This is a genomic window from Lysinibacillus sp. ZYM-1, assembly GCF_001308875.1.
Lineage (GTDB): Bacteria > Bacillota > Bacilli > Bacillales_A > Planococcaceae > Lysinibacillus.
In genome coordinates, this window is sequence record NZ_KQ465106.1 from 150690 (window position 1) to 164531 (window position 13842).

Genomic DNA, 13842 nt, shown 5'->3' on the forward strand with positions numbered 1-13842 from the left:
TTAATTCGCCAAAACATGTTATAATAAAGAGAAATTGGAGATGAGCTTGTTCGCACATCTCCTTATTTCTGAAAGCGAGGTGCTGGTCATGAGTTCATTTGATCAAACGATGAAATTTAATTTTCCAGAAGAATCAATGGAACAGGAAGTCAAGCAGGTAATGTTGAAAGTTCATTCTTCATTAGAGGAAAAGGGATATAACCCTATCAATCAGATTGTTGGTTACTTACTTTCTGGTGATCCGGCGTATATTCCTCGCCATCAGGATGCTCGTAATTTAATTCGCAAGCTTGAGCGTGACGAAATTCTAGAAGAGCTTGTTAAATTTTATATCAAAAAGAATAACGAGGACTAGAAATGAGAATTATGGGATTAGACGTTGGGTCGAAAACCGTTGGCGTTGCTGTCAGTGATGCATTAGGTTGGACTGCCCAAGGTATTGAAACCGTAAAAATTGATGAGGCTAACGGCGAGTTCGGCATTGAACGTATCACCGAGCTAGTAAAGGAATATACTATAACAGCATTTGTTGTAGGCTTTCCGAAAAACATGAATAATACGGTTGGACCGCGTGGAGAGGCTTCTGAAAACTATAAAAAGTTATTAGAAGAAACGTTCTCACTACCGGTTACATTATGGGATGAGCGTTTAACAACGATGGCAGCGGAACGTATGCTAATCGAGGCGGATGTGAGTCGCAAAAAGCGCAAGCAAGTCATTGATAAAATGGCGGCTGTGATGATTTTACAAGGCTACTTGGATAGCAAAAATTAATTGATGAGGTGACTATACATGGCACACGAGCATAACCATGAAGAAGAATTACACGTTCAACACATTACAGTGATTGATGAAAACGGAAATGAACAGCTTTGTGAAGTAATTCACGTTCATGAATCTCCGGAATTTGGAAAATCATACGTATTTTACTCAATGGTAGGCGCAGAAGAAGATGAAGATGGCTCAGTTGAAATTTTCGTTTCTTCATTTGTTCCGTCTGATAACGGTGAAGATGGTGAACTAACACCAATCGAAACTGAAGCAGAATGGGATATGGTAGAAGACGTATTAAACGCTTTAGAAGATGAAAACGAAGACTAATCTTCTTTCTTAAAGCTTGGAACAAGGATCGCAGCTTGCAGTCCTTGTTCTTTTTTATTGCAAGTTGGTTTAATTTTTTCTCAATTAAGGGAGTACCCCTGAGGGATTAAAAGGTGAGAATTTGCTCCAGGTTGTGGAGAAAATGATAAAAGAGTAGTAGTGACCACTTATTAAATGACAATAAACTGTCATTAGGAGGAAATCGAATGAATGAAGAAACGCAAGAATTTATGATTATCGATAAAGATGGGAAGGAACAACGTTGCCATGTGGTCTTTACATTTGATGCAGAGGATAAATCCTATGTGCTATTCTCCGTTTTGGATACCAATGGTGAAGAGATTCCAGGAGATCTTTCGGCCATGACTTTCGATTATGACGATAACAATGGTGAGATGACAAATTTACAGCCTGTCGAAACGGATGCAGAATGGGAAATGATTAATGAGGTGGTGTTGACACTTCTTGATGAATTTGAAGAAGAGCCACAACTTATTACTGTGACAAATGAAGATGGAACAGATCAAGTTTGTGAGGTTATTCATACTTTTACATCTGAACAATTTGGTAAATCGTATGTGTTATATGTGCCAGCGACAGATGAACCGATTGATGAACGTGATATTTTTGCAGCTCAATATCTAGCTGGGAATGACGGTTCTATCGAAGAATTATTACCCATCGAAACAGAAGAAGAATGGGCATATGTTGAAGATGTATTAAACGAAATGTAAAAAACTCCGAGTGGTTGTGAGCCACTCGGAGTTTTTTTATGTTTTATTAATAGAAATTTTCTATCAATGGTCAAAAAGCATTCTATCTGTAAATGGAAATTTTGCGTTTTCGAGTAATATAAGAGGAAATACGAGAAAATATAGGTATTTCTAGTTTTAATTTTCTGAATTTTTTAACAAATGAACCAAAAGGGGCATTGACCAAACATAAGCAAATAGATAAGATTTGTTTTAAATTAAACCAAGTAAATTGATTAATTAAGGAGGTAATATAATGAGATTAGGTTGGAAATTGCTGGTCGGAGCATTGGTAATAGGCTTATTGGCGGGTTGTACAAACAAAGGAGAGGCTGCTAAAGAGGAAATTGAAACATTAAAAGTAGGAGCTGCTAATGTTCCTCACGCGGAAGTATTGGCGTATTTAGAAAAAGACCTTGAAAAGGATGGCGTGAAACTAGACATTACCATCATAAAAGATGCTGTGCAAACGAACCAACAAACGGCAGATGGAGAGTTGGATTTTAATTATTTTCAACATGTTCCATTTTTAGAACAGACGAATAATGAAAGCCAATTAGATTTAGTCAGTGTAAAAGGAATTCATATTGAACCATTTGGTGTGTATTCTAAAAAAATAAAAAAAATTATTGATTTGCCACAAAATGCAAAGGTTGCTGTACCAAACGATGTTGTCAATTTCTCTCGAGCGTTACTACTTTTTCAAAATAACGGCTTGATTGAATTAGATAAAGCAAAGAAAAATGATTATACAGTCGAAGATATTACGAAAAATGAGAAGAATATTCAATTTATCGGAGTTGATTCTCCTTTACTTGTTCGTTCATTAGATGATGTAGACGCATCAGCTATTAATACAAATTATGCTTTAGAAGGGGGCTATAATCCTATGAAGGATGCACTGATTATAGAAGGTTCTGATTCACCCTACGTCAACATAATAGCATCGACTAAGGAAAAAAAGGATGATCCCGCAATACAGATAGTCGTTAAGTGGTTAACAAGTGAAAAGGCACGTTCTTTCTTTGAAGATCAATATAAAGGTGCTGTTGTTCCCGCATTTTAAAGCTTTGCCATCAACATAAATGCTAAGGAGGTAATTGTGCATGATTGAGTTTATTGAAACAACAAAAGAATTCCAGGTCGGTACTTCGACTGTAACCGCCTTAAATCATATCAATTTAACGATTCAAAAAGGGGATATTTTTGGTGTTATCGGTTTTAGTGGTGCTGGTAAGAGCACTTTGATTCGGACAGTAAATTTACTGGAGGAGCCTTCGTCGGGGCAAGTAATTGTAAATGGTAAAGAACTAACCACGCTCACGAAAAGCCAGTTTCGCGAGGAGAAGAAAAATATCGGCATGATTTTTCAACACTTTAATCTTCTTCATTCTAAAAATGTCTTTGAAAATGTAGCAATGCCTTTAATTATTAGTGGCGTAAAAAAAACAAATTTGAGGGATCAAGTAAATGAAGTTTTAGCATTTGTTGGTTTAACGGACAAAGCCAATCGCTATATTGACGAGTTATCAGGGGGGCAAAAACAAAGAGTTGGCATTGCTCGAGCGTTGGTAACAAAACCAACTATCCTTTTATGTGATGAAGCAACTTCGGCTCTCGACCCCCAAACAACCAAATCGATTTTAACTTTACTTAAGAAAATCAATAGAGAGTATGGTATAACGATTTTGCTGATTACTCATGAAATGGAGGTTATTCGAGATATTTGTAATCGAGTAGCTGTCATGGAAAATGGAAGAATTATAGAAACAGGTAATGTACTTGAAATTTTCTCAACTCCAAGAGAGGAAACAACCAAAAGTTTTGTCCAATCGGTTGTTCGAGATGAAATACCCCCTTCTGTTTATGAGCAATTAAAAAGTATGAATGACACTAAAAAAATTTATAGTTTAAAATTCATCGGTGTAGACGTTGGACAGCCAATTGTCTCACAAGTAGCGAAAAAATTTGCTGTAGATGTCAATGTTTTATTTGGCAATATCACGGAGTTACAAGGAATTCCATTCGGCCATTTAATTGTGGAGCTTGTTGGCTCTGATAAAGACATCCAAAAAGCATTTCTATTTATCCAGGCTAAAAATATTCAAATAGAGGAGGTTGTTGCACGTGAAAGTGAGCACACAAATCATTATCGACGCGGTTCTAGATACGCTGTACATGGTTAGCATTTCTTTGTTTTTTGGTGCGATTTTAGGCTTTATTTTAGGGGTAATCCTAGTTGTGACGAGAAAAGGGCATATTCTTGAAAATAAATTAATCTTCGCCATTGTTAATCCAATCGTAAATACATTACGTTCCATTCCATTCATTATTTTACTTGTCGCAATTATTCCATTTACAAGATTACTCGTTGGTACTGCTATTGGTACGACCGCTGCCATTGTGCCGTTAGTCTTGCATATTGGACCATATATTTCAAGATTAATAGAAAATTCATTATTAGAGGTGGATGGGGGCATTATTGAAGCCGCCAAAGCAATGGGAGCCTCTCCATTTCAAATAATTCAAAAGTTTTTGTTGCCTGAAGCTTTTCCATCCTTAATATTAAGTGTCACGACTGCAACGATAGGGCTTATTGGTGCGACAGCCATGGCAGGAGCTGTTGGAGGCGGTGGTTTAGGGGATGTTGCCATTACTTATGGCTATCAACGTTTTGATAATACGACAATTATGGTAACAGTTGTCATTTTAGTTGTCCTTGTACAGGTTATTCAAAGCATTGGCAACAGTTTTGAACGAAAAATACGTAGGGTGTCTTAGGGGAGAGTGTGAACATGAAAAAACTGACATATTTAATAGGGATTTTTGCATTGCTACTTTTACTAGTGGCATGTGCAGAGGCAGAAGAAGATACTGTGAAGGTTGGTATCCGTGGTTCTGAATTGAAAACATGGGAGTATATTAAGGATCAGGCTAGCAAAGAAGATATTAACCTCGAATTAGTAACATTTTCCGCACAATACGATCCAAATCAAGCATTGGTGGAGGGAGAAGTAGATATTAATGCTTTTCAACATGTAGCCTATTTGAATTTATTTAATACGAATAATAACTCAGATTTACAGGCAATTGGCACAACGATAATGGCGCCAATTGGCTTATATTCAAACAAATATAAGTCACTAGATGATATAAAAGAAGGCACAAAAATCGCTGTACCAAATGATCCCTCCAACTGGGGTAGAGCTTTATTACTGCTTCAAGAGCATGGTTTACTAACAGTAACAGACAATTTTGATGGTAACGGTGGAGAAGATCGTATTAAAGAAAATCCGAAAAACATAACAATTTTGCCTGTTGATGGTGCAACTACGCCACGTGTGATGGAGGATGTTGATTTTGCCGTTATTAATAATGGTGTTGCTGTAGAAGCAGGGCTTTTATTGAAAGATGCCATCATTCACGAAAGTAAAACAGCTAAGCCATTTATTAATGTAATCGTGGCAAAGGCAGAAGACAAACATAATGACACGTTGAAGAAAATAGTGGAAATTTATCAACGTGATGAAACAGGCAATTTTATTAAAGAAGTATCAAATGGTAACTATATTCCAGTGGGAATGCCATTAGATGAATTAGCAACATGGAAGGATTTCTATTCATATTAGGAAGGGTGATACCATTGACTAAGAAAAAAGAAATAAAGCTAGCCTTATATTTAATTGGAGCAGGTATGCATGTTGCTGCATGGAGGCATCCATCTGCCCAAGCGAATGCAAGCATCGATATTCAAGCATTACAAAAAGTAGCTCAGATTGCGGAAAAAGGAAAGTTTGATATAGCTTTTGTGGCCGACAGCTTAGCCATTAATCATGAGTCACATCCACATATTTTGAATCGCTTTGATCCATTAATTCAAATTACCGCTTTAGCAGCAGCAACAACTAAAATTGGACTTGGAGCGACGGCTTCTACCACATACAGTGAGCCATATGTGTTAGCAAGACAGTTAATGTCCATCGATCATATAAGCAATGGGAGAGTTGCTTGGAACTTAGTAACCACAGCAGATGCCACAGGAGAAACAGCATTAAATTTTAGTCGTGATAAGCATTGGGAGCATGACCATCGCTATGAACGGGCAGAGGAGTTTATTGATGTTGTTCAGTCATTATGGGACTCTTGGGAAGATAACGCTTTTCTCTATGACCGAGATAACAATATATTTTATGATCGTCATAAAGTACACGAAACATCATTTAAGGGACGTTATTTATCTGTTAAGGGTCCATTAAATATTGCTCGTTCTGTACAGGGTCAGCCTGTTATTGTGGAGGCTGGTGCATCTAAACCAGGCCAACAATTAGCGGCACGTACGGCGGAAGTTGTATTTGTCCATTGGGATGACATTGAAAAATCCAAAGAACATTATCGTCAACTAAAGGCACAGCTTGCCACATTTGGACGTAAAGAGGAGGAGCTTCTTGTTTTACAGGGAATTTCCCCGATAGTGGGCGATACAGAGGAGGAGGCAATTCGTAAATTTAATGAATTACAGTCGTTGATTGATCCATATGAGAGCTTAAAATTTGTTTCTGGGTACATGGGAAATGTCGACTTTTCAAAGTACTCACTCGATACACCTGCTAGCGAAGTGGAATTTCCAGAAGTGAATAGTATTCAAAGTCATTTTTATGAACATTTAGAGATTATTAAAAAGGAAAATTTAAAAGTTGGCGATTTATATGCGCGCCTATTTGGACCTGCAAAATGTGATGCCTTTGTTGGTACACCGATACAAATTGCAGATGAGATGGAGCGTTGGCTTCTAGAGCAAGCAGCAGATGGCTTTATGCTACAGTTTCCGTTATTACCACGTGATTTAGAGGATTTTGTTGATAAGGTTGTACCGATTTTGCAAGAGAGAGGCATTTATCGTAAAGAGTATACAGGCGCAACGTTAAGAGAGCATTTAGGATTGAAAGTGCCGCTGAATCGTTTTACTAAAAGTAAGGTGTCACAGGGATGAATGATATTTTTATACGTAATGAACGAGAGCAACGGCTTGTTCTATATGCTCAGAATTTAGCGACACAAATTGAGAGAACAGCAAATCGATATGATGAGAGTGGAGAATTTCCATTTGAACATTTTAAGATTTTAGAAGATGCAGGTTATTTTAGATTAACTGTACCCCAAAAATATGGGGGAGAAGAAATTTCTCTATACGAAATGTTATTAGTCCAGGAACAGTTAGCGAGAGGTGATGCTTCTACTGCATTGGCTGTTGGTTGGCATTTATTAACATTTTTGAATGTTCGTGAGGCGAAAGCATGGCCAGAGACTATATTTGCAGATTTATGCCGGAAAGCAGTTGAAGAAGGCTCACTTTTGAATATAATTAACAGTGAACGTGGAAAAGGAAATATTTCTCGTGGGAGTTTACCTGGCACAATCGCTAAAAAGGTGCCTGGGGGATATCTCATTACTGGTGAGAAAGCATTTGCTTCCTTAGCGCCGATTTTAAGCCAATTCACCATTGTTGCTTATGTGGAAGAAGAAAATCTAACAGCAGAGTTTTTAATTACTAAAAATGAACAGGTGGAAATTGTTGAAACATGGGATGCGATGGGTATGAGGGCGACAGGCAGTCATGATATTATTTTTCATGATACGTTTGTACCAGAAGATGCATTGCTTTACCGACATCGTCCAAATGAAGTCAATCGTTTTTTAGCGGATGGCCGAGTCTATTCGTTAGAGATTCCAGCCGTGTACTTAGGGGTGGCAGGTGCAGCAAGAGACTATGCAATTGAATTTGCTAAAAATACGTATTCTCACAGCTTAGAAAATACTATTGCTCATGCCAGTCATGTTCAGCAAAAAATAGGTGAAATAGAAATTCTTTATCAAACTGCACGAAGAACATTGTATAGTATTGCAGCCCAGGTTGAACAAAATCCCGCTCTTAAGGAGCAACTATCTCAATCTGTTAGTATTGCAAAGTATGTTATTTGTAATAACGCTATCGATATTGTAACAAAAGTTATGCAGGTTGTAGGAGGACGAAGTTTATCTAAAGAAAACAAAATCCAGCGCCTATTTAGAGATGTTCAATGTAGCCGCTTTAACCCTCCAGCCGATGACGTGGTTATCACTCAACTTGCAACGGCATTACTTGCCGATAAGAAACAAGAAACTTTTCAATTATAGTATATATAATGAAGATTCTGAACCGTAAATGATTTATAGTGAGATAATCTGCCAGCAAAAATAGCTGGCAGATTTTTTTACATATGCAATTTCTCCTGAATTGTCGATTTCTGTTTGTCGTGATAGTTGATTTCTAGTATGATATTGGATAGTGATAGGGGGGAAACCCGTGAAAAACGGTACTAAAAAACAAGAAATGTTTTCAAAAATGCAGGAAAAAAAATCAGAGGTAAAAATCGTGAGAAAAATCGTTGCAATTGTGGCAATTGTTTTTGTCCTCGTTATAGGGATTGTCGGTTTATTTGGGTACAATTATGTAAAGGGTGCCTTAAAACCACTGGATCCTAATGCGACAAAAGCAATTGCAGTAGAGGTACCAATCGGTTCTAGCTTGAGTTCTATTTCAACACTATTAGAGAAGAAAGGCGTTATTAAAGATGCGCGTGTTTTTAAATACTACGCAAAATTTAAAAACGAATCTCAATTCCAAGCAGGGAATTACGATTTAACGAAAGCGATGACATTTGATGAACTCATCGAAAGCTTAAAAACAGGGAAGGTGTACCGAAAACCTGTCTTTACGATGACGATTCCAGAAGGCTTAACACTTGAGCAAATTGGGAAAATTATTGAAAAGAAAACACCATATTCTCAAAAAGAATTTATGAATTTAGTAACAAGTGACACATTTGTTCAGCAAATGATGGCAAACTATCCTGAGCTAGTAACAGATGCGGTGTTAGCAGAAAATATTCGCTATGACTTAGAAGGCTATTTATATCCAGCTACTTACTCTTACTATGAAGAAAAGCCATCTCTAGAAGCGATTGTAGAAGAGATGATAACAGCCATGAACAATGTGGTGAAAAATTATAATGATGTTTTAACGGAAAAACAAATGTCCGTTCATCAACTGTTAACATTTGCTTCATTACTAGAAGAAGAAGCTACGGCTCAAACAGATCGAGAGACAATAGCAAGTGTCTTCTATAATCGTATCAATGAAGGTATGCCATTACAAACAGACCCAACTGTTTTATATGCACTTGGTGATCATAAAGATCGTGTACTGTTTGAAGACTTAGAAGTGGATAATGCCTATAATACTTACAAAAATAAAGGCTTACCACCTGGCCCAATTGCAGGTGCAGGAAAGACTTCTATTGAGGCGACATTGAACCCAAGTCAAACAGATTATTTCTATTTCTTAGCAGATAAAGAGGGTGTCAACCACTTCTCGAAAACATATGATGAACATTTAGAGAAAATAGCAAAATATTTAAAAAAAGATGAGTAAGCGTATGTGAAGATCAAAATGCATATAGCAAACATATGGATAGAAGGAAAGAAAAATAGCTTTCCTTCTATTTTCATGCTATTATAAAGTGTGATTTTTGATCTATCCGTTTATTCGGGACAAATATGCGTGGTGGCAATTGTTTAAGCATGTCAAAAACAATTGCTCATTTTTGTATGGCAAAGTACCAAGACATCACGTTTGGTCTTTTTCTTTTTGTTGATAAATGATGAAGTACGGACAACGGCTACATGCACGTTGCCTTTTAATTGAGGGTGGAACAATGGAATTATCAGATGCATATATACAATCATTTATACAGCCACGTAATGAATTGCTTTTAGAAATGGAAGCATATGCGGAGGAGAATCATGTACCGATTATGCAACTATCAGGTATTGATGCATTGAATCAATTGCTACGTATTCAAAATCCGTCAAAAATTTTAGAAATTGGCACGGCAATTGGGTATTCTGCTATCAGAATGGCAGAAGCTTTGCCGAATGTCCATATCGTGACGATTGAACGTGATATAGAGCGTGTGACAAAAGCTAAATCCTATATTGAACGTTCAACCATATCTAATCGAATTACGGTCATTGAAGGCGACGCTTTAGAGATAGACGATGAGGCAATTCACACAGTGTTCGATGCAGTTTTTATCGATGCCGCAAAAGGACAATATCAGCGCTTTTTTGAAAAGTACGCTCCCCTCGTGAAATCAGGTGGAGTCTTGTATATCGACAATATGTACATGCATGGCTTGTCTGATTTAGAATTGAAGGATGTCCCACGTCGTAAGCGTACAATGATTCGCAATTTAAAAAACTTCACAGAATGGATAATGCAGCACCCTGATTATACAAGTGCTTTTTTACCAGTCGGTGACGGTTTATTACTATGTTTGAAGAGGTGACTACTATGAAAAAACCGGAATTGCTTGTGACACCACAATCATTAGAACATATTAAAGCACTTTTAGACGCTGGAGCAGATGCTTTTGTTATTGGTGAACAACAATTTGGTCTACGTCTAGCAGGAGAATTCTCTGTTGATGAAGTGGAAGAAGCAACGAAGCTCATTCACGCAGCGGGTAAAAAAGTCTATGTGGCAGTTAATGCACTTTTCCATAATGAAAAACTGGAGGCACTTGCTGACTATTTACAAGAAATGCAACGTATTGGTGTGGATCGTTTAATTTATGGCGACCCAGCAGTATTAATTATTCGTCGTGAGCAAGGCGTAACGATTCCATTGCATTGGAATCCAGAAACGACAGCAACGAACTGGTTTACGGCTAATTATTGGGGGAAACGTGGTGCGACTCGTGCCGTGTTAGCACGTGAACTTTCTCTTGATGAAGTTTTAGAAATTAAAGAAAGTGCAGTATTGGAAATTGAAGTACAAGTACATGGAATGACATGTATGTTCCAATCGAAGCGTCCACTACTTGGCCATTATTTCTTATATCAAGATAAAGTAATGGAAATTGAAAATCGTAAAGAAAATCGTAATATGTTCCTCCATGATGATGAGCGTAATAATAAATATCCAATTTACGAAGATGTAAATGGTACGCATATTTTCAGTCCAAATGATATGTGTGTGATTGATGAGCTTGGCGAATTATTTGAAGGTAGCATCGATGCTCTAAAAATTGAGGGCGTGTTACAAACACCAGAATATGTGGTGACAGTAACAGAAGCCTATCGCAAAGCCATCGACACATATTTTGACGAGTCAGAAGAAGCATATGAGGACATAAAAGATGAATTATTAGCTAAAATTGAAGATATTCAACCAGCTTTAAGACCATTAGATACAGGCTTTATCTTCAAGGAAACAGTTTACTAAGAGGGGGCAATAACATGGCATTAGCGTTAGAACAAAATGACAAAATCCGTGACATTGTCGACGGTAAACGTGTCATTACAAAAAAACCAGAGCTACTTGCCCCTGCAGGTAGCTTAGAGAAATTGAAAGTAGCTGTGCATTACGGAGCAGATGCTGTATTTATTGGTGGCCAAGAATTTGGTCTACGGTCCAATGCAGATAACTTCTCTATTGAAGAAATGCGTGAAGGTGTAGAGTTTGCTAATCGATACGGTGCGAAAATTTATGTAACGACAAATATTTTTGCACATAATGAAAATATGGACGGCCTGGAGCGTTATTTAAAGGATATTGAGTCGGTAGGCGTAACAGGTATTATCGTTGCGGACCCACTAATTATTGAAACATGTCGTACAGCAGCTCCTAAACTTGAAATTCACCTTTCCACACAGCAATCACTGTCTAACTGGAAGGCAGTGCAGTACTGGAAAGAAGAAGGTTTACATCGTGTTGTTTTAGCGCGTGAAGTAGGCGGAGAAGAAATGAAGCTGATGAAGGAAAAGGTAGATATTGAAATCGAGGCCTTCGTTCATGGCGCAATGTGTATTGCCTATTCCGGGCGTTGTGTTCTGTCCAATCATATGACTGCTCGTGACTCTAACCGAGGTGGTTGCTGCCAATCATGCCGTTGGGATTACGATTTATATGAATTAGAAGATGGTGAAGAAAAAGCACTGTTTGATGATAATCATGCGCCTTTTGCTATGAGCCCAAAAGATTTAAAACTAATCGAAGCGATTCCACATATGATTGAGCTTGGTATCGATTCTTTAAAAGTTGAAGGTCGTATGAAATCCATTCACTATGTGGCGACAGTAGTATCTGTCTACCGCAAAGTAATCGATGCTTACTGTGCTGATCCTGATAATTTTATTATTAAACGTGAATGGCTAGAGGAGCTAGATAAATGTGCAAACCGTGATACGGCTGAAGCATTCTTCCACGATGCACCTGGCCTAGAGGAGCAAATGTTTGGCATCCATGGCCGAAAAACGACGTATGAATTTGCTGGATTAATTTTAGATCATGATCCAGAGACAAAAATAGTCACTATGCAGCAACGAAATTACTTTAAACCAGGTGACGAAGTAGAGTTTTTTGGTCCAGAAATCGAAAATTCCCGTTTGACAATGGGAGAAATTTGGGATGAAGATGGCAATAGCCTAGATGCAGCACGTCATCCATTACAAATTGTTAAATTTAAATGTGATATACCATTAATGCCGCATAACATGATGCGAAAGGAGAATAACTAATGGCAGTTAAGCGTCCTGTTGTCATCGGTATCGCTGGTGGCTCATGCTCGGGAAAAACGAGTGTGACGCGCGCCATTTATGATGTTTTCCGCGAGCATTCAGTTGTTGTAATTGAACAAGACTTTTATTATAAAGATCAAAGTCATTTAACATTTGAAGAGCGTTTAGGAACAAACTACGATCATCCGTTAGCATTTGATAATGATTTATTAATTCAACACATAAAAAAACTCTTAGTTAGACAATCAATCGAAAAGCCAGTCTACGATTACGTGCAGCATACCCGGGCAGAAGAAGTAATCCATGTTGAACCGGTAGATGTTATTATTCTAGAAGGAATTCTCGTGTTAGAGGATGCGGATTTGCGAGATTTAATGGATATTAAATTATTTGTGGATACCGATTCCGATCTACGAATTATTCGTCGTATCATGCGCGATATTAAAGAGCGTGGACGTACAACAGATTCAGTTATCGAACAGTATTTATCAGCAGTTCGACCTATGCATAATTTATTTATTGAACCTACAAAACGTTATGCGGATATCATTATTCCAGAAGGTGGGGATAATGAGGTAGCAATAGATTTAATGGTAACGAAAATTAAAACTATTCTTGAAACCGACAACGTATTGTAATAAGATAGAGTGGTATTGACAATATTTACATGCATATTTTGAAAAGGCATGCATACTATTAGGTCAAAGCGTAATTTGAAAACGTTTAAAAATAATAAAATTCGATTAAATGCACCTTACATGCATTTAATCGAGTTTTATGTTTTTATATTGAAGAAACAAGGAGTGAAGGACTTTGGCAAATGAAAAACAGTACCCTATGACAGCTGAGGGAAAACGAAAATTAGAAGAAGAATTAGTGAAATTAGAAACTGAAACACGTAAAGAAATCGTTGAACGTATAAAAATAGCACGTGATTTTGGTGATCTTTCTGAGAATGCGGAGTACGATTCAGCAAAAGAAGAACAAGCCTTTTTAGAAGGTCGTATTTCTACTTTAAAATCAATGATTCGCAATGCAGTGATTATTTCTGAGGATGAAACAGATAACAGCGTGGTATCACTCGGGAAAACGGTTACATTTGTAGAAATTATTAATGGTAAACCATCAACTGACGAAGAATCTTATACTATTGTAGGTTCAGCTGAAGCAGATCCAATGGAATTCCGTATTTCAAATGAATCACCAATTGCTAAAGGCTTACTTGGCCGTGCTGAAGGCGAAGAAGTAGTCGTTCAAACACCTGGTGGCGAAATGAAAGTCAAGATTGTTTCGATTAAATAATATGTAAGTGTACAAGCAGTTAGTCTTTCTATCCAGAAAGGCTAGCTGCTTTTAATATTTCAGATTG

The 13842-nt window shown here is 37.4% G+C and carries 16 protein-coding genes; all 16 read left to right on the top strand.

Going from position 1 to position 13842, the window contains the following annotated elements; all coding sequences use genetic code 11:
* Positions 1-88 precede the first annotated feature (88 nt).
* The 16 genes from AO843_RS00670 to greA all read left to right on the top strand — a co-directional run bounded on the left by AO843_RS00670 (position 89) and on the right by greA (position 13775).
* Positions 89-355 carry an IreB family regulatory phosphoprotein gene (locus tag AO843_RS00670; protein ID WP_004226839.1) on the top strand — a complete coding sequence of 89 codons (267 nt, stop codon included), beginning with the start codon at positions 89-91 and terminating at the stop codon, positions 353-355.
* A gap of 2 nt (positions 356-357) precedes the next feature.
* Complete coding sequence (gene ruvX, locus AO843_RS00675) at positions 358-774, top strand: Holliday junction resolvase RuvX (RefSeq protein ID WP_054609236.1); 417 nt, start codon at positions 358-360, stop codon at positions 772-774.
* A gap of 18 nt (positions 775-792) precedes the next feature.
* Positions 793-1101 carry a DUF1292 domain-containing protein gene (locus tag AO843_RS00680; protein WP_054609237.1) on the top strand — a complete coding sequence of 103 codons (309 nt, stop codon included), beginning with the start codon at positions 793-795 and terminating at the stop codon, positions 1099-1101.
* Between the two features lie 206 nt (positions 1102-1307).
* Positions 1308-1835 carry a DUF1292 domain-containing protein gene (locus AO843_RS00685; protein ID WP_054609238.1) on the top strand — a complete coding sequence of 176 codons (528 nt, stop codon included), beginning with the start codon at positions 1308-1310 and terminating at the stop codon, positions 1833-1835.
* A 274-nt stretch (positions 1836-2109) separates the two neighbouring features.
* Positions 2110-2919: a MetQ/NlpA family ABC transporter substrate-binding protein gene (locus AO843_RS00690; RefSeq protein ID WP_054609239.1), complete on the top strand. Its 810-nt coding sequence runs from the start codon at positions 2110-2112 to the stop codon at positions 2917-2919.
* 40 nt (positions 2920-2959) lie between these two features.
* Positions 2960-4039: a methionine ABC transporter ATP-binding protein gene (locus AO843_RS00695; RefSeq protein WP_054609240.1), complete on the top strand. Its 1080-nt coding sequence runs from the start codon at positions 2960-2962 to the stop codon at positions 4037-4039.
* Positions 4032-4634 carry a methionine ABC transporter permease gene (locus tag AO843_RS00700; protein ID WP_369814383.1) on the top strand — a complete coding sequence of 201 codons (603 nt, stop codon included), beginning with the start codon at positions 4032-4034 and terminating at the stop codon, positions 4632-4634. Before AO843_RS00695 ends, AO843_RS00700 begins: the two co-directional genes overlap by 8 nt.
* A gap of 14 nt (positions 4635-4648) precedes the next feature.
* Positions 4649-5482, top strand: a complete 834-nt coding sequence (locus AO843_RS00705; protein ID WP_054609242.1) for a MetQ/NlpA family ABC transporter substrate-binding protein — start codon at positions 4649-4651, stop codon at positions 5480-5482.
* Between the two features lie 14 nt (positions 5483-5496).
* Complete coding sequence (locus tag AO843_RS00710; RefSeq protein ID WP_054609243.1) at positions 5497-6843, top strand: LLM class flavin-dependent oxidoreductase; 1347 nt, start codon at positions 5497-5499, stop codon at positions 6841-6843.
* Positions 6840-8027, top strand: a complete 1188-nt coding sequence (locus AO843_RS00715; protein WP_054609244.1) for an acyl-CoA dehydrogenase family protein — start codon at positions 6840-6842, stop codon at positions 8025-8027. The genes AO843_RS00710 and AO843_RS00715 overlap by 4 nt, the downstream gene beginning before the upstream one ends.
* Positions 8028-8196: 169 nt before the next feature.
* A complete protein-coding gene (gene mltG / locus AO843_RS00720; RefSeq protein ID WP_054609245.1) occupies positions 8197-9324 on the top strand; it encodes an endolytic transglycosylase MltG in 1128 nt (375 codons plus the stop codon).
* A gap of 283 nt (positions 9325-9607) precedes the next feature.
* On the top strand, positions 9608-10240 hold the full coding sequence (locus tag AO843_RS00725; RefSeq protein ID WP_054609246.1) for an O-methyltransferase: 633 nt from the start codon (positions 9608-9610) through the stop codon (positions 10238-10240).
* Between the two features lie 5 nt (positions 10241-10245).
* Positions 10246-11178 carry a peptidase U32 family protein gene (locus AO843_RS00730; RefSeq protein ID WP_054609247.1) on the top strand — a complete coding sequence of 311 codons (933 nt, stop codon included), beginning with the start codon at positions 10246-10248 and terminating at the stop codon, positions 11176-11178.
* A gap of 14 nt (positions 11179-11192) precedes the next feature.
* Positions 11193-12473: a peptidase U32 family protein gene (locus AO843_RS00735; protein ID WP_054609248.1), complete on the top strand. Its 1281-nt coding sequence runs from the start codon at positions 11193-11195 to the stop codon at positions 12471-12473.
* The gene (gene udk / locus AO843_RS00740) at positions 12473-13111 is read left to right on the top strand and encodes a uridine kinase (RefSeq protein ID WP_054609249.1); all 639 of its coding nucleotides are present in this window, start codon (positions 12473-12475) and stop codon (positions 13109-13111) included. Before AO843_RS00735 ends, udk begins: the two co-directional genes overlap by 1 nt.
* Positions 13112-13286: 175 nt before the next feature.
* On the top strand, positions 13287-13775 hold the full coding sequence (greA, locus tag AO843_RS00745; protein ID WP_016994160.1) for a transcription elongation factor GreA: 489 nt from the start codon (positions 13287-13289) through the stop codon (positions 13773-13775).
* The last annotated feature ends 67 nt before the right edge of the window (positions 13776-13842 follow it).